Origin of the sequence: Sphaerisporangium siamense, from assembly GCF_014205275.1 — a bacterium.
Taxonomy (GTDB): Bacteria; Actinomycetota; Actinomycetes; order Streptosporangiales; family Streptosporangiaceae; genus Sphaerisporangium; species Sphaerisporangium siamense.
Window position 1 is genome coordinate 4,760,431 of the sequence record NZ_JACHND010000001.1, and the last position, 24,901, is coordinate 4,785,331.

The following is a 24,901-nucleotide window of genomic DNA, read 5'->3' on the forward strand; positions in this document are numbered from 1 at the left end:
CCTAGGAGTCGTAGTGGACGAAGCGCTTCTGCGCCGCGAACTGGACAAGGGTGACCAGCAGCGTGAGCACGAGCAGGATGAGCGCGGCCGCGCTGCTCATGCCGAACTGGAAGTCCTTGAAGCCGAGCTTGTACACCTGGTAGACGATGGTCCGCGCGCCCTCGTTGTGCGCCGGGTTGACCAGCACGTAGATCTGGTCGAACGCCTGGAACGAGCTGATCACCGCGACCACCGTGGAGAAGAAGATCGTCGGCGACAGCATCGGCAGCGTGATCGACCGGAAGATCCTCGCGCTGGAGGCGCCGTCGATGCGCGCCGCCTCGACGATCTGCGGCGGGATGGTCTGCAGCCCGGCCAGGAAGATCACCACGTTGAGGCCGAGCGACGACCAGACCGTCACGATCGCGATGGCGACGATCACCCAGCCCGGGTCGCCGAGCCAGTCGGGCCCGTCCAGGCCGAACCGCCGCAGCGTGGAGTTCAGCACGCCGTTGTCGTCGTCGGCCAGGATGACCTGCCAGATCAGCGCGACCGCGACCGAACTGGTCACGACGGGCATGAAGTACAGCACCCGGTAGAAGTTGCTGCCCTTGATCCCGGCCAGCCCGGCCGCGATCAGGACCGCCAGGGCGAGGCCGACCGGCACCGTGATCAGCGCGAGCTTGGTCGTGTTCCACACCGCGCGCAGGAAGTCGGCGTCGGTGAGCTGGGCGGTGAAGTTGCCGAGGCCGACGAACGTCTTCGGGCCGAAGCCGTCCCACTGGACCAGGGACAGGTAGACGGCGTAGCCGAGCGGGAGGACCAGGAAGACGAGCAGGAAGGCGACCTGCGGGCCGAGGAAGAGACCGGCCCACCAGCCGTCGCGGGTGCGCACCCACCGGCCCGCGCGGGCGGGCCGGGCGGGCGCCTTGGCGATGGCGGCCACGGTCAGCTCGTCATGCCGTCGACGGCTTTTTGCAGCTCGGTCATGCCCTGGTCGAACGGCACCTTGCCGGTCCACACCTTCAGCAGCTCGTCGTTGATGGCCGCGGTGAGGCCCGGCACGGCGACCTCGTCCGGGTAGTTGGCGAAGCCGGTGTCGCGCACGTCGAGGAACGTCTGGGCGTGCTGGGGATAGCCGTCGAGCACGACCTGCTCGGCGCCCTTGATCGAGGGGACGGCGCCGCCGCCCTTGAGCCGCAGGAGCTGCCCCTCCTTGCTCACGAACTCGGTGAGGAAGGTGAACGCCTCCTTCGGGTTCCTGGCGTCCTTGTTGATCGCCATGTAGGAGGCGGCGACCGCGCCGGGCATCGGCTTGCCGTCGGGGGAGGGGAACGGGACGATGTCGTAGTCGTCCAGCTCGCCGCCCTTCCTGAGGCTGTCGATCACCCACCGGCCGCCCGCGTAGAAGCCGGCGTCGTGCTTGAGGAACCGGGTCGAGGCGCTGTTGCTCTCCGGCAGCACGTCGGCCGACAGGAACGTCTTGTCCTGGTAGCCCTTGGCCAGGGTCTGCAGGGCCTTGCGCGCGCCGGCGTCGGTGGTGGCGACGAACCGGCCGCCGTCCCACACCTTGCCGCCGAACCCGTTGATCACGCTGTAGGTGGAGCCGTACCAGTTCCAGAAGATCGACCCGGCCTTGCCCGCCGCCTTGAGCTCGGCGTTCATGTCCAGGTACTTGTCCATGGTCCACTGGCCGGCGGCGTACAGGTCGGCGGGGTTCTCGCCGATCCCGGCCTCCTTCAGCGCCTTCTTGTCGAACCAGAGCACCTCGGGGTTGGTGTCGTTGGGCACGCCGTAGATCCGGCCGTCCTTCTTGGCGCCGCCGTAGATGCCCTCGAAGAAGTCCTCGGGCCTGCTCTTGGAGTCGGGGCCGGCGAGCAGTCCCTCCAGCGGGGTGAGGACGCCCGAGGAGACGAACTTGCCGATGTTGTCGTCGCCGACGAAGAACACGTCGGGCGCGGTCTTGCTGGTGAGCTGGGTGAACAGCTTGGGGTGGTAGTCGGCGTAGTCCGACACCGACTCCAGCTTGAGCTTGATGTTCGGGTGGCGCTTCTCGAAGTCCCGGGTGAAGCCCTCGTAGAGCTTGATGTCGTCGGCCGTGCCCCAGGTGGACCAGCGCAGGACCACCTGACCGTCTCCGGCGGCCCCGGGGGCGGCGCCGCCGCCCGAGCCGCTGCACGCGGCCGTGGCCGCCGTCGTCGCCATCAGGGCCAGTAGGGCTATTGCGCGCTTCATGCTTCGTTCCTTGCGGTGGGGGTGCGGGTGGTGCGTCAGGCCAGGCCGCCGCCGTCGACGACGAGGGCCGTGCCGGTGATGTAGGAGGAGGTGTCCGCGGTGAGGAAGAGAACGGCCTGGGCGATCTCCTCGGGGGTGCCCGCGCGGCCCATCGGACGGTCGGCCGCGTCGGCGGCGAAGGCCGCCCAGTCCTCCTGGAGCTGGCGGGCTTCGTCCCGCAGCATGGGAGTGTCGGTGTCGCCGGGGTTGACGGAGTTCACCCGGATCCCGGCTCCGGCGTGGTCGATGGCCAGGGCCCGCGTCATGTTGACGACGGCGGCCTTGGATGCGCAGTACGACACCGCGTTCCCGCCGCCCTTCAGGCCCCACCCCGAACCGGTGTTGACGATCGCGCCGCCCTCGGTCATGGCGGGGATCGCGTACTTGCACATCAGGAAGACCGAGCGGACGTTCACCGCCATGACCCGGTCCCATTCGTCCACGCCGAGGTCGAGCGCCGTGCTGCGGCGGATGATCCCGGCGTTGTTGAACAGCGCGTGGAGCCCGCCGAAGCGCTCGACGGCGGTGCGGACGACGCGCTCGCAGTCGGCGGGGGAGGAGACGTCGGCCCGGACGGCGATCGCGTCCGCGCCGCCGGCGGCGATGCGCCCGGCCGTGTCCTCGGCGCCCGGGCCGTCGATGTCGGCGACGACGACCTTGGCGCCCTGGGCGGCGAACAGCAGCGCCGTCGCCCTCCCGATGCCGGAGGCGCCGCCGGTGACGATCGCGACCCTGCCCTTCAGAGCGTCCTCCAGAGTCTTCACTGCGCGTACTCCTCACTCGCGGCCGCGATGCGGTAGACGGTGCTCTCGTGATGTCCGGTGATCACCTGGACGTGCCCGGCGAGCCCGAGGTCGGTCTCGGGGTCGCCCGTGTCGGCGAGCAGGGGCCGTCCCCGGAGTCCCGCCAGCTTCTGCCGGGTCGCCAGGACGACCAGGGCGCGCCGCCCGGGGCCGCCACGCGCGACGGCCCGCAGGACGCGGGGGGAGATCTGCTGATTGCCTCGGCCGAGCACGAAGCCCTGACCGCCGATCACCGAGAGCACCAGAAGCGCCTCATGCCCTCTGACCAGGTCGAACAGCCTAGCCTCCGTCACGTCCGCCCCCAGCAGGCGGGGCCGGGGACCGGCCTCGACCACGTCCACGCCGAGCAGCGTGGTGGCCAGCCCCAGCTCCCTTCCGACGGCCATGGTCGTCGCGCCGGGGCCGAGCGCGTAGCGCACCCCCGGCCGCATCCGGGAGACGACCTCCCGGGCCACGCCCTCGGCGGAGCCGGGCCCCGTGGCCGAGGAGCCGGTCTTCCTGCCCGACAGCCGGCGCGCGTCGGCGGGCACCCGCACGGTGCCGTACAGCCGAGGGCCGACCAGCCCGTTCCGGTACAGCTCCTCGTCCAGGTCCACCACCTCGGCCTCGGCGACCGCGCCGGGCGTGTACCCGGCCGCCACCAGGCCCGCGGCGGCCGGGCTCACCGCGAAGCAGCCGGAGTAGACCTTGACGCCCGCGGGCACGCCGAGCACCGCCGGGGCGTCCGCGCCGAGCGGGCGCAGCGCGTCCAGCACGTCGCGCGCGGTGCCGTCCCCGCCCGCGAAGAGCACCAGGTCCGCGTCCGCCATGGCGGCGACGGCGGCCCTGGTGTCGGCCGCCGACGTCGCCCCCGCGGACGGCGCGCCCCCGGTCAGCAGGGGCGAACCGCCGGCCGCGCGGACGCTGTCCTCGCCCATCGCGCCCGCCACCGTGACCAGGCGGACGCCGGGCGCGGCGGCGATCAGGGCGCGCACGGCCCGCGCCGCCCTGGCCCCCGCCCGCGGCACCGAGCCGCGGGCGAGTGCCTCACGCTGGACGTCCGCGCCGTCGCTGCCCTTCAGCCCCGCCGGGCCGCCGAGCCCGGCGACCGGGTTGACGACGAGCCCGACCGTGAGACCGGCGTGCGTGCCGGCCGTCGCGGGGATGCGGTGCTCCATCGCCGGTCAGGCCAGGTGCTTGCGGACGTAGGCGCGCCAGGTGGGCGCCCACTGCCGGGGGTCGTCCAGCGGCGTCGGGTCGATCTTGTGGATCGGGCTGTTGTACGGGGCGCCCTTGACCAGCTCCGGATCGGTGCGGGCCTCGGAGGCCACGTGCGCCAGGATCGCCGCGTACTCGTCCAGGTCCTCCTTGGAGTAGGACTCGGTGGGCTCCAGCGTGAACGGCTCGGGCACCAGGTACGGGTGGTGGCTGGTCCAGTAGTGGACCCCGAAGTCCGACGCGCGCACGCCGATCTCCTCGGAGTGGACGCCGGTCTCCTCCGACAGCTCCTGCCAGGAGTAGCGCACCTGCTCGATGCGGCGGCGGTCCCACGGCGCCGACGCGCCCGGAATCCGCAACACCTTGTGCATCAGGTAGTTGTTGTTCAGCGCCGCGGTCTCGGCGACCTGGCGCAGCCCCTCCGCGCCGAGCGTCATGATCCAGGCGTAGGCGCGCACGACGTTCGGGGTCACGCCGAGGAACGGCCGGATCTTCCCGATCGAGTGCGGCGGCGTGACCAGCGAGAACCGCCCGTCCTCCTCCGCGACCACCGGGCCGGGCAGGAACTCCGCCAGCGCCTCCGACACCCCGCACGCCCCCGCCGCCGGGCCGCCGCACGCGTGCGGGGTGGAGAAGGTCTTGTGCAGGTTGAAGTGGCACAGGTCGAACCCGGCGTCGCGGGCCCGCGTGATGCCGAGGATGCCGTTGGCGTTGGCCTGGTCGTAGCACGCCAGCCCGCCCGCCTGGTGGACCAGTTCGACGAACTCGGCGATCCGCGGGTTGAAGATGCCGGTGTCCTCGGGGTTGGTGATCAGCAGCGCGGCCGTCCGCGGGCCCACCGCGGCGCGCAGCGCCTCGATGTCGGGGTAGCCGTCGGCGTCCGGCATCAGCGTGATGACCTCGTACCCGGCGGTCTTGGCGCACGCGGCGTTGGACGGGTGGGAGAACATCGTCGTGATCACCTGGTCGCGCCGCTCGTCGCCGCGCGCGGCGTGGTAGGCGCGGATCATCGCGATGTTGGCGTAGATCGCGGCCGACCCCGAGCCGGGCTGCAGCGAGACCCGCGCCATGCCGGAGACCTCCGCCAGCATGCGCTCCAGCCGCCAGTAGATCTCCAGCACGCCCTGGAGGGTGTCGGGGTGCTGCAGCGGGTGCAGCTCGGCGACGGCCCTGGCGAAGGAGTCGTTGACCTTGGGGCTGTACTTCATCGTGCAGGTGCCCTGGCCCACGTCGACGTTGAGGTCCACGCCCAGGCTCTCCTGCGACAGCCGCACGTAGTGCCGCAGGACGTGCAGCTGCGACATCTCCGGCAGCGCGGGCGGCGCGGCCCGCCGCACCGAGTCCGGCAGCTCCACGGCGGGCGCGCCCGGCCCGGGCACCGCGATGCCCCGCTGCCCGGGCCGCGACTGCTCGAAGATGATCGGCTCGTCCCAGCGGGCCTGGTGGAAGCGGCGCAGCGGCGGCTTCGGCCCCACCGGCAGCTTGGCGAACGGTTCCGCGGCGTGCCCGCTCATCGCCGGCCTCCCTCGTCGTCGGCGCGCCGGGCGGACGCCACGGCCGCGGCCAGCCTGTCGATGTCGGCGATCGAGTGCCGCTCGGTGACGCAGACCAGGATCGTCCGGTCGTCCAGCGGCACGCCCCCGTAGATCCCCTGCGCGCGCAGCCGGTCCAGGAGCGCGGCTGCGTCGGCTGCGTCGTTGAGCTCGACCGCGAACTCCCGGAAGTGCACGGCGCCGTCGTGCAGGACCCGCAGTCCCGCGCCGGCCAGCGCGTCCATCGCGTAGCGGGTGCGGGCCAGGATCGTCTCGCCCACCTCGCGCATGCCCTGCGGTCCCATGAGGGCCAGGTAGACCCCGGCGGTGATGCCCCACAGGGCCGCCGCCGTGCCCACCCATTCCTTGCCCTCCTCGCGCAGGGCGAAGGAGGTGCGCTCGTAGAACACGTCGCCGAAGCCGTACTCGCCGGGCACCGTGGTCGGCGCGATGCCGAACAGGCGCGAGGGGAACTGGGCGACCAGCTCGTCGTCGTGCGTGGCGATGTACCCGGCCTGCCCGCCGCCGTGGTTCTGGTGGACGCCGAGTGACTGGATGTCGCCGCAGGCGATGTCGGCGCCGTAGGCGGCCGGCGGGGCCAGCACCCCGAGCGAGATCGGGTCGGCGCTCACGACCAGCAGCGCGCCGTGCGCGTGTGCCAGCTCGGCCAGCTCACGGCCCCGGGTCTCCACCACGCCGTAGACGTTGGGCGTCTCCAGGTAGATCGCGGCGAACGTGTCGTCCAGGACGACCTCGCCCATCTCGCCGCCGGAGTCCACCGGCGCCTGGACGATCTCGATGTCCGGGCTCAGGAAGTCGCGCAGCTTGCTGAGCTTGTCGGCCGCGACCGCGCCGCTGACCAGCACCTTGGCGCGGCCGGTGTGGCGGCAGGCCATGCGCAGCGCGGTGCCGGCCGCCTGGAATCCGTCGTAGGTCGGGACGTTGACGACGTCCATCTCCAGCAGCTCGGCCATCATGCTGACGTACTCGAACAGCGCCTGGAAGCGGCCGTGGTCCTCGTACGGCTCGCCCGCGTAGGCGGTGAGGAACTCGCCGCGCGAGTTGACCTCGTCGCAGACGGCGGGCACGTGGTGCGGGTAGCAGCCGTGGCCGAGGAAGCTGAGCGCCTCGTCCGTGCCGGTGTCGCGGCCGAGCAGGGAGCGCATGTGGCGCACCAGGTCGTGCTCGGCCACGAACGGCTCCGGCAGGTCGAGCGGGCGGTCCAGGCGCAGCTCGGGCGGGATGTCGGCGTAGAAGTCCTCGACGCTCGCGGCGCCGATCGCCGCCAGCATCTCCGCCCGCACGCCCGGCTCGGCGTTCGGGATGTATGGGTGGGTCACTGGTCTCCTTCGATCCTCAGCACGACGGCGTCGCGCGCGGCGAGGGTGATCTCGCCGCGCAGGCGCCGTCCGGTGAGCAGGTCGGTGCCCGGCGCGGGCAGGGTGAGCGCGGCCGGGGAGGTCGTGTGGTTCAGCAGGAACAGGTGGCGGCCACGGCGGGTGGCCTCGACGCCGGGCGGGACCTCGGCCGCGGGCCGCACCCCGGCGGCCGCCAGCTCGGCGCGCAGCACGGGCGTCACGTCGTCGAGCAGGCAGCTCACGTACGTGGCCCGCCCTCGGCGCACGATCGCGGGCCGGCCGTCCAGGTCGCCGCCGGCGTAGCGGGCCAGGGGCTCGGCGTCCAGCGGGGTGATCCACTCGGCCCACGTGGACGCGGTCGCGCGCTCCCCGCCGGGCAGGACGACCTCCTGGCGCGCGCCGTCCGGCAGCGGCCAGAACTCCTCCACGCGCACGCCGAGCAGCTCGCGCAGCGGGCCGGGCGCGCCGCCCTCATGGATCTGGTCGGCGGCGTCGACCACCCCGCTGAACGGGCCGACGACCAGCCGCCCGGGGGCCGCGGCGAGCGCGGCGGCCTGCTCCTCGGTGCACATGTAGAGGTTCGGGGCGATGACCAGCCGGTGGCCGGACAGGTCGCGGCCGGGCGGGACCAGGTCCACGGCGATCCCGGCGGCGTGCAGCGGCGCGTACCAGGCGAGCAGCATCTTCTTCAGGTCGAGCCGGTCGGACGGCATCGACTCCGGCGCCTGGAGCCCCCACCAGGAGTCCCAGCCGAGCACGAGCGCCACCTCGGCGGTCGTGGCGCTCCCGGCGACCTCACCGAGCGCCCGCAGGTCGCGGCCGAGCCGCACCGTCTCGTCCCAGGTGCGCGTCCGCGTGCCGCCGTGGGGGAGCAGCGCCGAGTGGAACTTCTCCGGGCCGTACTTCGCCTGGCGCCACTGGAAGAACATCGCGCCGTCCGAGCCGTGCGCCACGGCCTGCAGGCTGTGCAGGCGCATCACGCCCGGCGGCTTCGGCGCGTTGACCTCGCGCCAGGAGACCGCCGAGGGGGCCGACTCCAGCAGCAGCCAGGGCCGGTTCTTCAGCGAGCGCATCAGGTCGTAGCTGAGCGCGGTGGCCACGTGCGCGTCCGGGTCGGCGGGGTCGGGGTAGGCGTCGTCGCTGACCAAATCCTCCTCGGCGGCCCACTTCCAGTAGTCGAGCCCGTGCAGGAGGCTCATGAAGTTGGTGGTGACCGGCACCTCGGGGGTGGTCTCGCGCAGCGCGTCCCGCTCCAGCACGAAGCACTCCAGCAGCGCGTCGGAGCAGAAGCGCCGCCAGTCGAGCACCTGGGCGGGGTTGAGCGGGCCCGGCGCGCGGCGGGGCGGCTCCACCTGGTCCAGGCTCGTGTAGTGCTGGCCCCAGCAGGAGGTGCCCCACGCCGCGTTGAGCCCGTCGGCGTCGCCGTACCGGCCGGCGAGCCAGCGGCGGAAGTGCGCGGCCGAGACCGGGCAGAAGCATTCGAGCGTGTGGTCGGCGTACTCGTTGCCGACGTGCCACATCGCGAGCGCCGGGTGGGCGCCGTAGCGGGTGGCCATCGCGCGGGCCAGGCGCACGGTGTGCTCGCGCCAGACCGGTGAGCTCGGGCAGTAGCCCTGGCGTGAGCCGAAGTCCAGCCGGGTGCCGCCGGCGTCCACCGGCATGACCTCCGGGTGCTCGCGCACGAGCCACGGGGGCGGGGTGGCGGTCGCGGTGGCCAGGTCGGCGGCGACGCCCTCGGCGTGCAGCAGGTCGAGCACCCGGTCCAGCCAGCCGAAGTCGAAGGCGCCCCGGCGCGGCTCCAGGCGCGACCACGAGAACACCGCGACGGTGACCAGGTTGACCCTGGCCTCCTTCATCAGCCGCACGTCCTCGGCCCACACCTCCTCGGGCCACTGCTCGGGGTTGTAGTCACCGCCGAACAGCAGGCCCGGCACCCGGGTCAGCACACGCTTCTCCTGTCATGTCCGGAAGGCCCGTTCTGGTCGGGCCGCATCAGTAATATTTTGTGTTCAGAATTCATAGTGCATTATTTTGAGTGCCGTCAACGGGTAAGATTCGGTAAAGATCACCCAGGTCGTCGGGGAGGACAGACATGCCGATCGAGCGGCGTCCGCTGCGGGAGCAGATCAGAGAGGAGCTGCTGCTCAGGCTCGATCGAGGCGACTTCGCCGCGGGCACCGACGTCAACGAGGCCGCGCTCGCCGCCGAGCTCGGCGTCAGCCGCACCCCGCTGCGCGAGGCGCTCATCACGCTCGCGGGCGAAGGGGTCCTGGAGAGCAACCAGGGGCGGGGGTTCCGGTTCGCGCCGGTCAGCCGCAAGGAGTTCCGCGAGCTGTGCGCGATCGTCGCCGCGCTGGAGGCCCTGGCGCTGGAGACCTCCGACGCCGACCACCTGCGCGCCATCGCCCCCGAGCTGCTGCGCATGGCGCGCGAGTTCCCCGACGCGGTGGCCGAGCAGCAGGTCATCGAACGCCACGACGACGAATGGCACGATCTGCTGCTCAGCGGCTGCCCCAACGAGCGCCTGCTCGACCTGATCACCAGCGTCAAGGCCGGCATGCGCAGGTACGCCCACCTGCTCGCCGGCGACGACGCCCCCTTGGAGCGCGAGGCGGCCGAGCACCGCCGCATCGCCGAGCTGCTTCAGGCCGGTGAGCTGCCCGGCGCGATCGGCGCCCTGCGCGACAACTGGGTCAACGGCATGGAACGCATGATGGCCCGCATCCCGGAGTAGCCGCGGGCGGGTCCCGGGGCGGGTGCGGCAGGAGGCCGCGCCACCTGGCGGGCGCCCGCGGGCCGGCTACGAGGCAGGCGTCACGGGCGTCCGGCGGGATGGGCTACGAGGCGGTCGTCACGGGCGCGCGGCGGGATGGATCACGAGGCGGGCGCGGTGAGGCGTCGCAGGGCGGCGCGGACCTTCTGGGGGTCCGTCGTGGTCCAGAACGGCGGCAGCGAGTCGAGCAGGAAGCTCCCGTAGCGCGCCGTGACCAGGCGCGGGTCCAGGACGGCCACCACGCCCTTGTCCTGCTGGCTGCGCAGCAGCCGCCCGGCGCCCTGGGCCAGCAGCAGCGCCGCGTGGGTCGCGGCCACCGCCATGAAGCCGTTGCCGCCCTTGGCGGCGACGTGCCGCTGCCGGGCCGAGGCCAGCGGGTCGTCCGGCCGGGGGAACGGCACCCTGTCGATGATCACCAGGCTCAGCGACGGGCCCGGCACGTCCACGCCCTGCCACAGCGACAGCGTGCCGAACAGGCAGGTCGCGGGGTCCTCGGCGAACTGCTTGACCAGCAGGGAGGTCGAGTCGTCGCCCTGGCACAGCAGCGGCGTGGAAAGACGCTCGCGCAGCGCCTCCGTCGCCGCCTTGGCGGCGCGCATCGAGGAGAACAGGCCGAGCGTGCGCCCGCCCGCGGCCTCGATCAGCTCGGCGATCTCGTCCAGGTACTCCTTGGGCAGGCCGTCGCGCCCCGGCTGGGGGAGATGCTTGGCGACGTAGAGGATGCCGCTGCGGGCGTGGTCGAACGGCGAGCCCACGTCCAGGCCGGTCCACGGCTTGCGCTTGTCGCCGGCGGCGTCCTCGCCACGTGCCGGGCCGAGGCCCCACTGGCGGGCCATGCCGTCGAAGGTGCCACCGAGGGCCAGCGTGGCGCTGGTGAGAACCACGGTGCGGTCGGCGAAGAGCTTGTCGCGCAGCATGCCGCCCACGCTCAGCGGCGCCACCCGCAGCACGGGCGGGCGGCGGTCGGTCGCCCCGTCGAGCCACACCACCTCGGCCCGGTCCACCTCGGAGTCGCCGCCGAACGCCTCCAGGATGCGCACGGCCGTGTCGTGCACCTCGTCCAGCGCCGTGAACGCGGCCTTGCGCTGCCCGGCCTTCTCGGGGTCGTCGTTCTTCCCGCCGCCCCAGGACTCGCCGCCGCGCCCGCCCATGGCGGTCAGGCACGCCGCCGCGGCGTCCCGCACCAGCGCCAGCGTCATGCCGAGCACCTGGGGGAGCTGGTCGACGCGGCCGGGCGGCGCGACGGCGAGCAGCGCCTTCAAATCCTCGCCCGCCTCCTGGAGCCGGTCGGCCACGGCCTGCTCGATCAGCCGCCCGACCCGGCGCACGGCCGTCGTGACCGACGCCTCCGACAGCTCGTCGGTGACCACGCTCGTGACCCGGTCGACCAGCTCGTGCGCCTCGTCCACCACGACGACGTCATGGTCGGGCAGGACGGCGAACTCCTCCATGGCGTCGATGGCCAGAAGGGCGTGGTTGGTCACGACGACGTCCACCTGGCCGGCGCGCTCGCGGGCGCGCTCGGCGAAGCACTCGGCCCCGCTCGGGCAGCGCTGCGCGCCCAGGCACTCGCGGGCGCTGACGGAGAACTGCCGCCACGCCTGCTCGTTGACGCCCGGCACGAGCTCGTCGCGGTCGCCGGTCTCGGTCTCCTCGGCCCATTCCTGGATGCGCTGGACCATGCGGCCGGTGGCGCTGACCTCGCGCGGGTCGAAGAGCTGGTCCTCCTCCTCGTCCGGCCAGACCGCGGTGACCTTGTAACGGCAGAGATAGTTTCGCCTTCCCTTGAGGATGGCGAACTGTGGCTCGTGGGGTAGGTAGTCAGCGAGGGCCTCGGCGAGGCGGGGCAGGTCGCGATCGACGAGCTGGCGCTGGAGGGCGATGGTGGCGGTGGAGACGACCACGGCGCTGTCGGACTCGATGGCGTGCCGCAACGCGGGCACGAGGTACGCCAGCGACTTCCCGGTGCCCGTGCCGGCCTGGACGGCGAGGTGCTCGTCGTTGTCGATGGCGTGCCGGACGGCCTGCGCCATCTTCACCTGGCCCGGACGCTCGGCCCCGCCCACTCCCGCCACGGCGGCGCCGAGCAGTTGCTCGACCGAGGGCAGCTCCTCCTCCTCGCCGGGCGCGTCGTCTTCCTCGCCGGGCACGTCGTCCTCCTCGCCCGAAAATTCGCGGGGAAGGTCGCCGGGGAACCGCTCGCGCGTGTCGAGGGCTTCTGCGGTGGGGTCGAGAGAGTCGTCGAGCACGACACGCAACGCTACCCGTCCCGGAGGGGTCGCCGTGCCGGGGACGTGCCCTGGCGCGCGGTGCGTTCCGGGTGCATCTCGGCATTCCGGAACCCGGACGGCGCTTCGCGTGGCAGACTTGCGACACCGGTTCCGGGGGGTCAACGACGATCTGCCATCCGCCCCTGCCCGTTCCGGGGCTCATGTGCCACGAGGGGCCGAAGGGGTCGGCCATGTCGATGGCGTCGACGGTTCGGTAGGGTTTCCTGAGGTTGAGTGGACGAATAAAGGCTGGTTAAAGCACGATGTCTGTACGGCCTGAATAGTGCAACTTACCAACCTCTTTCTTGGCTCTGACCAGGCGTGATATCCAAAAAGTAGTTTGGTAGCTCGACGAGATGGTGCAGTTTCGGACTGCTGCCAACCTACTTCCAAACTCCTGTTTAATCGGACATTAGGCGCTTTCGGATCTTGGCGACTTTCTGTTGCACCACGACTGCACCGCCAGCTCACCCATGATCACCACCCTCCGTAGCGACTCAACCAAGAGATTGGCAGCGGGTGTCCCGTGGTGCTAGGGTCCGATTGGCGCTCCGCCGGTACTCCCGGCCGGCCTCCGACCCTGCAACCTGTCCAAGCCCTGAGGGCGGGGCGAGTTGCCACCACAACAAGAGTTTGGTAGCTTTGGAAGAGAAGGGCCGCCGAGGTGACGAAGTGGCCCGGACCCAGGTTGACAGCCTCACAAGAGGTTGGTAACTTGGAACTAAGCGCACCACCGCCGAATGATCGCAAGATCAGGGGGCAGAGTGGACACGTGCTCGACTGTTGATAATCTATGGGCACCGTCGCCAGAAGAACGGTCCGGGGCAGGTAGCTAAGCGGAGAGCGAACCGCCTAGCCTCGTGAGGTGGAGATATAAAGACGGCTGTCATTCGCCGCGCCCCAGTCATTGAAGGTTCCGTGAAAGTTCCCGAAAACCGTGGCCCGCTCGGGCGATACCGGCTCTGGGTTGGAACCTGAAAGTTTCGACTTTCCCTAAGCGCACGGCCGACGTTCCCCAATACATCCGTGCGTTTAGATGATTTGCCGAAACCGCGAGAAATGAAAAGAGATCTTATGGGCCCTGCTAGCTTATTGCCTTGGACCCCCCATCTCGCGTCCAGTCCCAAGGAGCCCCCCTATGTTGTAAGTGTGACCGGAACTGCCACCAAGGACGTGACAGTAAATGGCGAATCGCCGAATTGACCCGCTTGAGCTGCGCCGTATGGTCGAGGCTGGCAAGACGTACAGAGAAATCGCTCACCACTTTAACGTTTCCGTGAGCGGCGTCCAGCAGGCAGTTGAGCGCATCGGGATGCAGAAGAAGGCCCTCTCCCACAAGAAGTTCATCCCGTGGACTCTCGACAAGGAACACGTCCACACCGGCCCGGCCACCTCTCTGCGCAACCTCAGCAAGGTTGCCCAAGGGGCGCAGGTTCCCATGGCGAAGCTCAACACGGCGCTTCGCTGGGCCTACCGACTGGAAGAAGCCGGGCTGGATATCGACTACACCCCGGAGGCCGGCTTCTTCGAGAAGCCTGCCAAGGAGCCCTCGCACATCCACATGGTTCTCCAGGACGTGCAGAGGGTCACCGGAGAGTGATACGAGCAGAATGGCGACCCCTCCCCGCGGGGTCGCTTTTCTCAACCACAGACACAGGAGTTTGGTAGCCCATGAAGCCCGGCCCGCTGGACCTCATCGAAGAACTCGATGCCCCCGAGGTCATCTACTCCAACAGCGGCATTCAGGTCGCCCGTGCCACTGGAGTCAAAGGCAGCCTGTACGAGGTGACCCCCAGCAATCGCGCCACGGCGGCCGAGTTGGCGGACGGATTCGCCCATATCCCGCCGAACGCTGTTGTCAGAGACGCCTTCAGCGACGAAGGCGAAGTCTGCATCAACTTCTGGGACGCGGCCTGATATCGCTATGCCCAGATACAGGAGTTTGGAAACGGTAATTGAGTAGACGTACCTCAGTCTCACGGCTGACCAGCATCGCCCGGTGCGGCACGGCCTACGAACTGGAGCGCGTGCAGCGCCTCCCCTCCACGCCGGCCGGATGGACCATCCAAGGCGTCGCCATTCACGACGCGGCCGACGCCTGGGAGAAGTCCGGGCGCACGATGGACGTGCTCAACGCCCAGGAGGTCTTCAAGAGGTCTTGGCGGGCCGAGATCGCCAAGGCCGACGCTAAGCACCCGGAACGGTCCAAGTGGCTCGTAGGGGGCCGCAAGAAGGTCCAGAACGACCTGGTGGATCGTTACAACGGCGGCCTGGAGCAGGTCGCCAACTACATCGAGTACAACAAGGCCGACGACACTCTCCGGCCGTTCACCATGCCTGACGGATCGGTAGCCGCCGAAGTCGGCTTCGAGATCGAGTTCGGCGGGGTAGCCGTGCTCGGCTACCTGGACCTCCTGATGGAGAACACCCGAACCGGAGAGCTGCTGGTCCGCGACATCAAGAGCGGCAGCAAGGTCCCGGCAGTGCCATTCCAGCTCATCGTCTACCGCATGGCCGTCGCCGACGTGCTCGGCCTGGACGTGCAATGGGGTCACTTCTTCATGACCCGCGACGGCAAGCCCACCAGGGACATCGACCTCACCACGCTCGACGTGGAGTACATCCAGCGGTGGTTCGTCCGCCAGGTCGAGCTGGCCGAGCGCGGCCTGTTCCTGCCCAACCCCGGGGACGCCTGCCGCACCTGCGGCGTCGCTCCCCACTGCCCCCTCATGAAGTAGGAGCCACGTGACCAACGAGATCGCGATCTTCAACCACTTCGACGTAGGTGTTCGCGTCATCAAGCAGGGAGACACCTTCAAGATCGTGGCCAGTGACATGGCCAAGGCGTGGGGCTACCGGGATGCCGCCGCCATCACCCGTGGGCTGGACGACACCGAGAAAGGGTACGCAATTGTGAGTACCCCTGGCGGACAGCAGAACATGCAGGTCATCACCGAGAAGGGCCTCCACCGCCTGGTCTCCACCCTGCGCCGGCCCGAGCTGAAGGAGTGGCAGGACAAGCTCTACGGCGAGATCATCCCGACCTACAACCGGACCGGGATGGCCATCGACAGCGACCGGGTGGACCTCAGCGACCCGGAGACCATCCTCGCGCTGGCGGCCAAGGCCGGCGAGCTGGCCCAGAAGTACAAGGCCGAACGGGACCTCGCCAAGGGCAAGGTCATCGAGCTGTCGCCGAAGGCCGACCGCTACGACCACTTCATGAGCACCGAGGAGAGCAAGAGCATCCGCGAGGTCGCTCGCATGCTCAAGCCGTACGGCATCCGCGAGCGCGAGTTCATCGAGGACCACCTTCGCGACCTCTGGGGCTGGATCGACCGGTACGGCACGGCCGCCAAGGTCTACCCCGTCGACCAGGGCTACATGGAGAACCGGATCGTCTACAAGCCGAACGGCGAGACCGTCACGCAGGGCCGCTTCACCAAGAAGGGCATCGACCGTGTCTTCGCCAAGCTCGGGCTCGGCCTGGCCGAGGTGGTCTAGATACTTCTTCTTTCTCATGCCAAGCGGAAGGCCAAGGCCGCGGGTGCCCCCATCCCCACGGTGTGGAAGTCCCTGGCTGACGCCACAGTCCACTTCCGCCGCTCGCAGGTCGCCATGGTGGCCGCAGCGCCGGGAGTGGGCAAGTCGGCCTTCACGCTGAATCTGGCGATCCGCTCGGGCGCCCGAGGCATCTACATGAGCGCCGACAGCGACGAGGTCACCCAAGCCTTCCGGGCCGCCGCGATCCTGACGGGAGACCGTGTCCAGGAGATCGAGGCGGCCTACAAGGTCGGCAAGGGTGAGCGCTACGACAAGGTGCTGCGCGAGTTCACCAACGTGTGGTTCGACTTCGACGCCTCCCCGAACCTGACCCACATCGAGGAGGAGGTGCTGGCCTACGCCTACATGTACGGACGTTGGCCAGAGCTGCTGGTCCTGGACAACCTCGTCAACGTCTTCGACGAGAGCGGAGGCGAGGGCTTCGCCGGCCACGAGAACACCATGAGCTTCCTGGTGGACCTGGCCCGCAAGACCGAGGCTCAGGTGACCGTCCTGCATCACGTGGTCGGCGAGGCCGAGTCGGGCGACCAGCCGCTCAAGCTCAAGGACATCCGAGGGAAGATCACCAAGCTCCAGACCCTCGTGCTCGGGCTGGCCTACACAGACACCTACACCCCTCAGGGCCGCGCCCTCGGGGTGTACGTGCTGAAGAACCGCTCCGGTAAGGCTTCGGCCTCCGGAGACCTGTCGGTCGAGCTGAACGCCGACCTGGACCGGATGCTCATCAACGACATGGAAGCCCCGGCAGGGGGTGACCTGCCCGATGCGGTCTGGGAGGACTTCAAGCAGGACTTCGAGGCGGCCGAGGGAATCCGAGAGCGCGAGATCCATGAAGCGCTGTGAGAGGTGCCAGAAGAACCGGCAACTGCGCTTCTTCACTGGACCGCGAGGGCGGATCTGCACCACCTGCCAGCGCAAGGCACGTAGCGACGCCACCCACCGCAGGCGGGTCGGCAAGACCTACGGATTGGAGGCCGGCGAATATGACGCCCTCTTCAAGGCCCAGGGCGGTGCTTGTGCCATCTGTGGAGGCACCCGCAAGCAGCGACTCAGTGTGGACCACTGTCACAAAAGCGGAGTGGTTCGCGGCCTTCTTTGCAGGTTATGCAACTCCCGCCTGCTCACAGCAGCGAGGGACAGCCCGGATGTCCTGCGTAGGGCCGCCGCCTACCTTGAGGCTCCGCCAGCCGTAGATGTTCTCGGCCCCCGCTACGCCTCCGAGGAAGCCAACAACAGCCGCCAGAGGAAGAGGAAGCGATGAAGAAGCACCGCGAGTCCAAGCCTCCGACCGACCTGAAGCGACCGGCCCCCAAGGACCCCCGGCCCGGCAACCCGGAGATCATGAGGGCTCTCCAGAAGGCCATTAACGCGCGCTGATACAAGAGGTTGGTAACTGTGGATCTTCCCATCGCCCCGCTTCTGGAGCACTTCGGCGCGGACGTCCCCCATGTGGAGGAAGGGGGGCGGTGGCGCGCGATGCGCTGTCCGTTTCCATGACGACCGGCACTCTTCCGCCAGCGTCCGCTTCGAGGCGTTCAAGTGCCAGGCGTGCCCCGCCTACGGCAACGCCTACACGCTGCTCAGGAGGGTTGAGCTAGATGAAGGCTGTAGTCCCGAGTCCGTCTTCCAGGAGGTTTACGGAGACGGCATCCAGGGCGTACCACGACCAGCTCGACGACGAGGCTTTGGCGTATCTGACAGGCCCGGAACGGCTCCTCAGCGAGGACATCATCAAGGAGCACCGGTTCGGCGTCGTCCGTTCACCTGAGCCCGGCCACGAGCACGTCCGGGGCTACCTCTCCATCCCCTACCTCACGCCGGACGGCGAGTGCATCAGCATCCGCTTCCGCAGGCTCGGGGAGGGAGACGGCCCCAAGTACCTCTCGATCGCAGGCGACATCCCCCGCCTGTACGGCACCGAAGCGCTCCAGCGCGGCACCCGCAACATCTGCCTCACCGAGGGGGAGTTCGACCGGGCCGTGGCCACCATGTGCGGCCTGCCAGCGGTGGGCTGCCCTGGAGTGCAGGCGTGGGAGAAGGTCTGGGCCCGGCTGCTGGTCCAGTTCGACGCCGTCTTCATCCTCCACGATGACGACGAGCCCGGCCGCGAGTTGGTGGCCAAGGTCGCCAACTCCGGCCTGGACAATGTCCGCCCTATACCTATGCGCGGAGGGGACGTTACTTCCTTCTTCCGCGACCACGGACGCGAGGGCCTTCGAGCCAAGCTCGGTGCCTGACTTTCGCACGCACTCATACAAGAGGTTGGTAGCACGTGACCAGTGAAGAACTCGCAAACGAGGTCATGGCGGCCGTCGTCGCCGTCCAGGGCCGCATCCTCGGCGTCGGCCAGGAGCAGTACGACGAGGGCTCCCAGCAGAAGTTCGAGCTGATGAGCCTCCAGCAACTCGTGGACTACGCCATGGAGGAGGCCGAGGACGGCATCGCCTACAACGTGATGCTCCGCTACAAGCTCAAGCAGCTCAAGGCCGCCATCAACCAGGCGTTCGCCGGATACACCGCCAACGCCGCCGCCCGGCACGCCAAGCCGGCCCCCTCGCCTGCGCCGGATGTCTACCAGATGCCGGCCAATCCGCCCAAGGTTGTGGGCCCTGACCCCACCGACATCCTCTACCGCATCCCCGGCCACCCGGCCGCCGACAACTTCGGGGGTTTCTCCCGTTGAAGCTCGATGGAGAGTGGGAGCTGGACCCGCAAGAGCTGGCGGCCCTCTTCAAGGCCAAGGGCTGGTGCTACAGCACCAGCGAGGGGCTGATCATCCCCAACGCGCGAGGGGTGGAGAACCAGCTCGCCACGCTCATCAAGGAAGCGCTCGACCGCCGCTGTGACGAAGTCCAGGGCGGACGCTTCCTGGTCTGGAAGGACCCCGACCTTCCCCACGCCTATGACCTGTTCCTGAACATCGGCTTCATCTGGGACGAGAACGCCCTGGACGAAGACCAGGAGGCCGCAGCTTGACCCCAGTCCTTTCCCCCCAGTTCCGAAAGGCCCTGCTGAGGCGGCACAAGAAGCGCCAGCGCAACGGCCTGTGGTGCGAGAAGGGCTGCCCCTTCCACCGCCAGGTCACCGCCGAGGAGGTCTGGAACACCCACATCGGCGGCTGGACCTTCATGTACGTGGACACCGTGGACCGCATGGCCAAGGAGGGCCAGTTCGATTGAGCACAACTCAGCGTGTCGTCGTCATCAGCGACACCCAGCTCCCCTTCGAGGACAAGCGGGCACTCCGCAACGTCCTGGCCTTCATCGGTGACTACCAGCCCGACGCCGTCTACCAGATCGGCGACTTCATGGACTACCCGACCCCGAGCAGGTGGTCCAAGGGCACCCGCTCGGAGTTCGAGCAGTTGGTCATCAAGCACAGCGACTACGGCAAGCGCAACTTCCTGGAGCCCCTGAGGGCCGTCTACAGCGGCCCGGTCGGCATCCTGGAGGGCAACCACGACGAGCGCCCCAGGGTGTACCTGGCGCAGTCAGCGCCCGCGCTGGCCGAGTTCTCCGATGCCTTCCACTTCTCCAAGCTGCTGGACTTCGACGGCTTCGGAGTGGACCTCATCAAGCCCTTCTTCAAGGTCGGCCCGGAGACGGTCCTGATCCACGGCCACGAGATCAAGGGCATGTCGCAGATCGCCGGGACCAGCGCCTACAACCACGCCACCAAGGCCGGCGCGAACATCATCATGGGCCACACCCACCGGCTCGGCATCCGCCGCCACACCGCCCAGTACATCGGCGGCAAGCCCGTCCGCAGGTGGGGCTTCGAGGTCGGCAACCTCATGGACGTCCGCAAGACCCAGTACCTCGGGGCCGGGGGAGTGGCCAACTGGCAGCAGGGCTTCGGCATCCTCTACGTCGGCAAGTACGACGTGAGCCCGGTGGCGATCGACATCTGGGGCGACGGCTCCTTCGTCGTGGAGGGCGAGCGCTACGGCGCGCTCAAGCGCGACCAGACCGGCAAGTTCAAGGCGGCTGCATGACGCATGCCCAGATACAGGAGGTTGGCAACTCGTTGATCAGCGATGAGCACACCGAACTGCTCATGCAGGTCGCGGCACACGTCGGCCGCAAGCTCGCCTACCAGTACCCGACCGAGAACGCCGAGGACATCGCCTCGGAGGTCACCACCCAGGCCATCGCCGAGTGGAAGCACAACGCCGCCCAGTTGGCCAAGGCCGCCAACTACGGTCGCAGCGAGTACGAGGTGCTGTTCTTCCTTCTTTCTCGCCGGGCCAACGAGTACTGCGGCAAGCGCCACTACGCCTACATGCTGGAGAACCCGCAGGCCGCGGTCTACACCCCGCGCGAGGTCAGGGCCCTGCTCAAGGAGTTCTACTTCAACCCCGACGCGTGGGAGACCCCCAGCAAGGACACCGAGCACGGCGTAGCCGTGGACGCCAAGAGCCTGTGGGTCAACCTGGCCGACCTCAAGAGCGCCCTGGAGCGCGTCTCCGATCGAGTCCACGAGACCATCCTGGCCGCCTTCGGCCCTGAGGATCTGAACCTCCCCGAGCCCGACAAGCGGCGCGTCAGCGACGCCGTGGGCGCCGTCACCCGCGAGCTGAACCGCCACCTCAACCCGCAGCTCACCAGTCACGAGGGGCCTGGCCGGCGCAAGGCCATGCCCACCGAGACCGCCGTCTACATCACCCACAAGCAAGGGGTATGACTTGACCGACTTCACCTTCGGCCCGACCGGACAGACCGTCTACGAGCGGACCTACAGCCGGACCAAGGCCGATGGGAGCAAGGAGACCTGGCCCGAGACCGTCGATCGGGTCGTCCTCGGCAACCTGGACCTCGTCCCCACCAAGAACCCCGAGGAGTACGTCCGGGAGAGCGCCGAGCTGTACGACCTCATGAGCAGCTTCGCCGTCCTCCCGGCCGGCCGGCACCTGTGGGCCAGCGGAGTCCGCGGTCGCCAGTACCTCTTCAACTGCCACACCTCCGGCTGGACCGACCGCTTCTCCGAGCACTTCGAGTTCACCTTCCTCCGGCTGATGGAGGGCGGCGGGGTCGGCTCGAACTACGCCAGCGCCTACCTCGGTCAGTACGGGCCGGTGCAGCACGGGCTGAGGGTCCACATCGTGTGCGACCCTGCTCATCCGGACTACCAGGCCATGAAGGACGTCGGCCTGCTGTCGGAGGAGTTCTCCCACGAGTGGGACTGGCCGCTGGTCGTGGAGGACTCCCGGGAGGGCTGGGCGGACGCTCTGTCCGACCTTCTGGACGCCTTCATGCGCGAGGACACCGAGCACGAGGACCGCGTCTTCGACGTGTCGAACGTCAGGGCGGCCGGTGCGCGCCTGAAGACCTTCGGCGGAACCGCATCGGGCCCGGCACCCCTGGCGAAGATGCTGCTCGACGTGGCCGCCGTCCTGGGGAAGCGGGTGGAAAGCCCGGTAAGCCCGCTGGCGGCCATGGAGATAGACCACGCCATCGCGCAGTGCGTCGTGGCCGGTGGTAACCGGCGGTCGGCCCGGATGGCGATGCTGCCCTGGGACGACCCTTACATCTTCCAGTTCATCGCCTGCAAGGCCGGCGGGATGAACCACTGGACGACCAACATCAGCGTCATCATCGACGACCGCTTCAACGAAGTGCTGGCCGGAAACAGCCCGGCGTCGGCGCGGGCGAACCAGATCTGGGCCGAGCACGTCCTGGCGGAGATCTCCAAGGGCATGCTGGCGAACGGCGAGCCAGGCATCTGGAACAAGTCCCTGAGCCAGGTGGGCGAGACCGGCGAGGTCTTCGCGACCAACCCCTGCGGTGAGATCGCCCTGGAGCCGTTCGAGAACTGCAACCTCGGCCACATCAACCTGGCCGCGTTCGCCCCGGACCACAGGGGTGACGCCTTCGACATCGAGGGTGCGATCAAGGCTGCCCGGCTGATGACGCGCTTCCTCATCAGGGCAACCTTCGGTGACGTCCACGACGAGCACCAGGCGTCGATCCTCGCCAAGAACCGCCGCATCGGAGTCGGCCTCTTCGGTGTCCAGGAGGCCCTGGCCCTCATGGGCATCCGGTACTCAGAGGCCCCCGAGTGGCTGTTCCCGAAGAAGCTCTTGAACTGGCTCCGCGAGGCCATCCGAGATGAGGCCCGCAAGTACGCCTTCCAGCTTCGCATCCCCGAGCCGGTCAAGGTCACGACCGTCGCTCCGACCGGGAGCATCGCCAAGCTCCCCGGAACCACCGAGGGTATTCACCCGATCTTCAGCCGCTACTACATCCGCCGCATCCGCTTCTCGACCCTGGACGAGTCGCAGCAGGCGACCGTCGAGGACTACCGGGCCAGGGGCTACAACGTCCTGCCCGATCCGCAGGCGGCCAACACCGTCGTGGTGGAGATCCCCTCCAAGGAGTCCGTCGTGGAGCGGGTAGAGGCCGCGGGCTGGCCGGCCGAGATCGTGGAGTCCGCGGACGAGCTGACCCTGAGCCAGCTCCTCTCCTTCCAGGAGATGGTCCAGGCCGAGTATGCCGACAACGCGGTGAGCTTCACCGCCAACATCGACCCCACGGCGTACACCGCCGAGAAGCTGTCGAGGATCATCCGGAACTACTCCCGCACGCTCAAGGGCACCACGATCTTCCCCGAGCGCGGATTCGAGCTGGCCCCCTACGAGCGGATCACCCGCGAGCAGTACGAGGAGTGGGTGACCTCTACCGGCCTGACCAACGTCGAGGACGGCACCGACGAGGACTGCGCCAACGGCGCATGCCCCATCCGCTAGCCACGCCCACATACAAGAGATTGGTAACTGAATGAGCTTCGACCAGGACCCCTGGGCCACCGACACGCCTGCCCAGGACCCATGGGCGGCCGAGGCCGCCTACGCCGACGAGCCCCGCGATGAGGGCCAGGCCGCCGTCCCCCCGACCAACACCCCCACCCCGAGCAAGGAGCGCTCCGTGTCCGAAGGCAAGATCGTCACCACCATCAAGTACGGCGCTGGCTTCGACGCCCCGTGGACGGTCATCCACTCCGACTCGGTGGCGGAGGCCGAGAGGGCCCTCAACGAGGCGAAGAACCTGCTGGAGCTGACCGCCCGCGTCGCCAAGTACGCCAAGACCCTCGACTCCGGCACCGCGCCGGCCGCCCAGCGAGGCGGCAACGGCGGCGGTGGCCAGGCCCGCCAGGCGTCCACCCCGCCCGGCATGCCGAGCAAGAGCTGCGCCCACGGCGAGATGACCTACCGCACCGGCAACAGCGCCAAGGGTGCCTGGGCGGGCTACTTCTGCCCGCTGGAGAAGGGCGACCCCGACCAGTGCAAGCCCGTCTTCGTCAAGAGCCGCTGACACGCGCCTAGATACAGGAGGTTGGTAGTGCGGATTCACGAGATGCGGCTCTCGGGCCGCACTGTCACCGGCCACGTCATCGAGTCCGAGGAAGACCTGCCCGCGTTCGCCGCGTGGGCAGGCTCCCGGACCGAGTTCGGTTTCGACACCGAGGCGACCGGCCTGGATGTCTACCAGTCCCGGTTCCGGCTGAGAACCGCCCAGTTCTCGGCCGGGGACCAGACCTGGTTCCTGCCCGTCGAGCAGCACCCGCGCTTCGCCTGGTACACCGCCACCACCCTGCGCCACGCGAAGAAGCTCTACATCCACAACGCGGCCTTCGACCTCCAGGTGGTTGACCGCCACCTGGGGGTCCCCCTCGCCAAGCTGTACCCCAAGACCATCGACACCAGCATCATCTCCCGCCTGGTGGATTCCCGGGCCCGCCGAGAAGGCGGGACGGGCCACACCCTGGAGGAGCTGGTCGAGGTCTACATCGACCCGGTGGCCGCCAAGGAGATCAAGGGCTCGGTCCGCCAGCAGTGCAAAGACCTCAAGCTCAAGAAGGCCGACTACTTCGAGAAGGTCCCCATCGGGGATGAGATCTACCAGATCTACGCCCTGATGGACCCCGTGCTCGCCTGGGTGCTGGCCAAGACCCTCCTCCCGAGAGTCCCCGACAGCGCCCGGCACCTGATCTCCTACGAGCACGAGGTGGCCCGGATCTGCTCGGAGATCAGCAAGAAGGGCTTCCTGCTCGATCGGGAGTACACCACCGAGCTGGCCGGCCGACTGCGCGGGGAAGAGGCACACTGGCTGACCGTCATCAAGGAAGAGGTCGCCAAGCTCGACGTCTTCGACGGCGACCAGTTCAACCCCGGCAGCACCGACCAGGTGGCCGCGGCCCTGCGCTGCATGGGCCACACGCAGTTCCAGAAGACGCCCACCGGCAAGGACAAGGTGGACGATGCCCTCCTTGAGGGCCTGGAGAAGGACGGCCTGACCTTCGCCAAGGCCATCCGGGAGTACCGCAAGGCCGGAAAGTGGGCGAGCACCTGGCCCGAGAGCTTCCTGGCCAACGCCGACGAAGACGGCCGATGCCACGCATGGATCAACACCATGCAGGCTCGCACGGCCCGCATGTCCATCACGGGCATCCCGGCCCAGACCCTCCCCTCCTCTGACTGGATGGTCCGCCGCTGCTTCCTCGCCGACGAGGACGAAGTCTCCGGCTCCATCGACTACCAGGCCCAAGAGCTGCGCATGGCCGCCGCGCTGTCCGGCGACGAGCGCATGCACAGGGCCTTCAAGAACGGCGAAGACCTCCACCAGATCACCGCCGACGCCGCAGGCGTCAGCCGCAAGGTCGGCAAGATGGCCAACTTCCTGGTCTGCTACGGCGGCGGCTGGAAGGCCCTTGTCGAGCAGGCCAAGGTCGATCCGGCCACCGCCAAGAAGACCATCGAGGGCTTCAACGCCGCCTACCCCGGCGTCGCCAAGCTGGCCAAGGAGATGACCCGCACCGCAGGCAAGCAGGGCTACATCGAGACCATCACCGGCCGCCGCCTGTACGTGGACCCCAACCGGGCCTACAGCGCCATTAACTACGCCATCCAGTCCGCCAGCCGCGACGTGACCGCCCGAGGGCTCATCAAGTCCGACAAGGCCGGACTTACTTCTTTCCTTCGCCTGCCCATCCATGACGAGGTCGTAGGCAGCCTGCCCAGGGCCCAGGCCAACGACCTGGCCAAGGAGATCGGCGAATGCCTCCGGACTCAGATCCGAGGCGTGGACTTCGTCACCGAACCCGAGGTGGCGAAGCGTTCCTGGGGCTCCCTGTACGGGGCCGACTACTAACCCGA

At 68.9% G+C, this 24,901-nt stretch carries 24 protein-coding genes; 16 read left to right on the forward strand and 8 right to left on the reverse strand.

What is annotated here, in order from left to right; all coding sequences use genetic code 11:
• Position 1: 1 nt before the first annotated feature.
• The 7 genes from BJ982_RS21995 to BJ982_RS22025 are packed head-to-tail and all read right to left on the reverse strand — an operon-like array spanning position 2 to position 9,089.
• A complete protein-coding gene (locus tag BJ982_RS21995) occupies positions 2–925 on the reverse strand; it encodes a carbohydrate ABC transporter permease (protein WP_239122788.1) in 924 nt (307 codons plus the stop codon).
• A gap of 2 nt (positions 926–927) precedes the next feature.
• Positions 928–2,214, reverse strand: a complete 1,287-nt coding sequence (locus tag BJ982_RS22000) for an ABC transporter substrate-binding protein (protein WP_184882938.1) — start codon at positions 2,212–2,214, stop codon at positions 928–930.
• A gap of 35 nt (positions 2,215–2,249) precedes the next feature.
• Positions 2,250–3,017: an SDR family NAD(P)-dependent oxidoreductase gene (locus BJ982_RS22005; RefSeq protein ID WP_239122787.1), complete on the reverse strand. Its 768-nt coding sequence runs from the start codon at positions 3,015–3,017 to the stop codon at positions 2,250–2,252.
• Positions 3,014–4,213, reverse strand: a complete 1,200-nt coding sequence (locus BJ982_RS22010) for an ATP-NAD kinase family protein (RefSeq protein ID WP_184882940.1) — start codon at positions 4,211–4,213, stop codon at positions 3,014–3,016. Before BJ982_RS22010 ends, BJ982_RS22005 begins: the two co-directional genes overlap by 4 nt.
• Positions 4,214–4,219: 6 nt before the next feature.
• Positions 4,220–5,767, reverse strand: coding sequence for an aminomethyl-transferring glycine dehydrogenase subunit GcvPB (gene gcvPB / locus BJ982_RS22015; protein WP_184882942.1), 1,548 nt, complete (start codon positions 5,765–5,767; stop codon positions 4,220–4,222).
• On the reverse strand, positions 5,764–7,125 hold the full coding sequence (gene gcvPA / locus BJ982_RS22020) for an aminomethyl-transferring glycine dehydrogenase subunit GcvPA (RefSeq protein WP_184882944.1): 1,362 nt from the start codon (positions 7,123–7,125) through the stop codon (positions 5,764–5,766). Before gcvPA ends, gcvPB begins: the two co-directional genes overlap by 4 nt.
• Entirely contained in the window at positions 7,122–9,089 is a 1,968-nt protein-coding gene (locus BJ982_RS22025; RefSeq protein WP_239122785.1) for a beta-galactosidase, read from the reverse strand. The genes gcvPA and BJ982_RS22025 overlap by 4 nt, the downstream gene beginning before the upstream one ends.
• 146 nt (positions 9,090–9,235) lie before the next feature.
• Here BJ982_RS22025 and BJ982_RS22030 point away from each other — a divergent pair, with 146 nt between their 5' ends.
• Positions 9,236–9,877 carry a GntR family transcriptional regulator gene (locus BJ982_RS22030; RefSeq protein ID WP_184882946.1) on the forward strand — a complete coding sequence of 214 codons (642 nt, stop codon included), beginning with the start codon at positions 9,236–9,238 and terminating at the stop codon, positions 9,875–9,877.
• A gap of 140 nt (positions 9,878–10,017) precedes the next feature.
• Here the strand turns inward: BJ982_RS22030 and BJ982_RS22035 are convergent, their stop codons facing one another.
• Positions 10,018–12,066: an ATP-dependent DNA helicase gene (locus BJ982_RS22035; RefSeq protein ID WP_275411668.1), complete on the reverse strand. Its 2,049-nt coding sequence runs from the start codon at positions 12,064–12,066 to the stop codon at positions 10,018–10,020.
• Between the two features lie 1,303 nt (positions 12,067–13,369).
• Here BJ982_RS22035 and BJ982_RS22040 point away from each other — a divergent pair.
• The 15 genes from BJ982_RS22040 to BJ982_RS22110 all read left to right on the forward strand — a co-directional run bounded on the left by BJ982_RS22040 (position 13,370) and on the right by BJ982_RS22110 (position 24,896).
• Positions 13,370–13,786, forward strand: coding sequence for a hypothetical protein (locus BJ982_RS22040; protein ID WP_184882948.1), 417 nt, complete (start codon positions 13,370–13,372; stop codon positions 13,784–13,786).
• A 71-nt stretch (positions 13,787–13,857) separates the two neighbouring features.
• Positions 13,858–14,103 (forward strand): hypothetical protein, encoded by a 246-nt coding sequence (locus tag BJ982_RS22045; RefSeq protein ID WP_184882950.1) that lies wholly within the window; start codon positions 13,858–13,860, stop codon positions 14,101–14,103.
• A 38-nt stretch (positions 14,104–14,141) separates the two neighbouring features.
• Positions 14,142–14,924, forward strand: a complete 783-nt coding sequence (locus tag BJ982_RS22050; protein WP_184882952.1) for a PD-(D/E)XK nuclease family protein — start codon at positions 14,142–14,144, stop codon at positions 14,922–14,924.
• 7 nt (positions 14,925–14,931) lie between these two features.
• A complete protein-coding gene (locus BJ982_RS40550; RefSeq protein ID WP_184882954.1) occupies positions 14,932–15,690 on the forward strand; it encodes a phage antirepressor KilAC domain-containing protein in 759 nt (252 codons plus the stop codon).
• Positions 15,691–15,750: 60 nt separating this feature from the next.
• Complete coding sequence (locus BJ982_RS22060; protein ID WP_184882957.1) at positions 15,751–16,593, forward strand: AAA family ATPase; 843 nt, start codon at positions 15,751–15,753, stop codon at positions 16,591–16,593.
• Positions 16,580–17,011, forward strand: coding sequence for an endonuclease VII domain-containing protein (locus BJ982_RS22065; protein WP_221482356.1), 432 nt, complete (start codon positions 16,580–16,582; stop codon positions 17,009–17,011). Before BJ982_RS22060 ends, BJ982_RS22065 begins: the two co-directional genes overlap by 14 nt.
• Positions 17,012–17,348: 337 nt before the next feature.
• Entirely contained in the window at positions 17,349–17,987 is a 639-nt protein-coding gene (locus BJ982_RS22070) for a toprim domain-containing protein (RefSeq protein WP_203958911.1), read from the forward strand.
• Between the two features lie 35 nt (positions 17,988–18,022).
• Positions 18,023–18,433, forward strand: a complete 411-nt coding sequence (locus tag BJ982_RS22075) for a hypothetical protein (protein WP_184882959.1) — start codon at positions 18,023–18,025, stop codon at positions 18,431–18,433.
• Positions 18,430–18,726, forward strand: a complete 297-nt coding sequence (locus BJ982_RS22080; RefSeq protein WP_184882961.1) for a hypothetical protein — start codon at positions 18,430–18,432, stop codon at positions 18,724–18,726. The genes BJ982_RS22075 and BJ982_RS22080 overlap by 4 nt, the downstream gene beginning before the upstream one ends.
• Positions 18,723–18,929: a hypothetical protein gene (locus BJ982_RS22085; RefSeq protein WP_184882964.1), complete on the forward strand. Its 207-nt coding sequence runs from the start codon at positions 18,723–18,725 to the stop codon at positions 18,927–18,929. The genes BJ982_RS22080 and BJ982_RS22085 overlap by 4 nt, the downstream gene beginning before the upstream one ends.
• On the forward strand, positions 18,926–19,744 hold the full coding sequence (locus tag BJ982_RS22090; RefSeq protein ID WP_184882965.1) for a metallophosphoesterase: 819 nt from the start codon (positions 18,926–18,928) through the stop codon (positions 19,742–19,744). The genes BJ982_RS22085 and BJ982_RS22090 overlap by 4 nt, the downstream gene beginning before the upstream one ends.
• The gene (locus tag BJ982_RS22095) at positions 19,741–20,433 is read left to right on the forward strand and encodes a hypothetical protein (RefSeq protein ID WP_184882967.1); all 693 of its coding nucleotides are present in this window, start codon (positions 19,741–19,743) and stop codon (positions 20,431–20,433) included. The genes BJ982_RS22090 and BJ982_RS22095 overlap by 4 nt, the downstream gene beginning before the upstream one ends.
• 1 nt (position 20,434) lies before the next feature.
• Positions 20,435–22,495: a ribonucleoside-triphosphate reductase, adenosylcobalamin-dependent gene (gene nrdJ, locus BJ982_RS22100; protein WP_184882969.1), complete on the forward strand. Its 2,061-nt coding sequence runs from the start codon at positions 20,435–20,437 to the stop codon at positions 22,493–22,495.
• Between the two features lie 31 nt (positions 22,496–22,526).
• Entirely contained in the window at positions 22,527–23,060 is a 534-nt protein-coding gene (locus BJ982_RS22105) for a D29-gp49 family protein (RefSeq protein WP_184882971.1), read from the forward strand.
• A 27-nt stretch (positions 23,061–23,087) separates the two neighbouring features.
• A complete protein-coding gene (locus BJ982_RS22110; RefSeq protein ID WP_203958910.1) occupies positions 23,088–24,896 on the forward strand; it encodes a DNA polymerase in 1,809 nt (602 codons plus the stop codon).
• Positions 24,897–24,901: the final 5 nt, after the last annotated feature.

Coding starts and splice junctions, on each gene's coding strand:
- BJ982_RS22040 (WP_184882948.1), top strand. CDS start 13,370: ATGGCGAATCGCCGAATTGACCCGCTTGAGCTGCGCCGTATGGTCGAG.
- BJ982_RS22030 (WP_184882946.1), top strand. CDS start 9,236: ATGCCGATCGAGCGGCGTCCGCTGCGGGAGCAGATCAGAGAGGAGCTG.
- gcvPB (WP_184882942.1), bottom strand. CDS start 5,767: ATGAGCGGGCACGCCGCGGAACCGTTCGCCAAGCTGCCGGTGGGGCCG.
- BJ982_RS22070 (WP_203958911.1), top strand. CDS start 17,349: ATGAAGGCTGTAGTCCCGAGTCCGTCTTCCAGGAGGTTTACGGAGACG.
- BJ982_RS22010 (WP_184882940.1), bottom strand. CDS start 4,213: ATGGAGCACCGCATCCCCGCGACGGCCGGCACGCACGCCGGTCTCACG.
- BJ982_RS22000 (WP_184882938.1), bottom strand. CDS start 2,214: ATGAAGCGCGCAATAGCCCTACTGGCCCTGATGGCGACGACGGCGGCC.
- BJ982_RS22065 (WP_221482356.1), top strand. CDS start 16,580: ATGAAGCGCTGTGAGAGGTGCCAGAAGAACCGGCAACTGCGCTTCTTC.
- BJ982_RS22045 (WP_184882950.1), top strand. CDS start 13,858: ATGAAGCCCGGCCCGCTGGACCTCATCGAAGAACTCGATGCCCCCGAG.
- BJ982_RS22095 (WP_184882967.1), top strand. CDS start 19,741: ATGACGCATGCCCAGATACAGGAGGTTGGCAACTCGTTGATCAGCGAT.
- BJ982_RS22105 (WP_184882971.1), top strand. CDS start 22,527: ATGAGCTTCGACCAGGACCCCTGGGCCACCGACACGCCTGCCCAGGAC.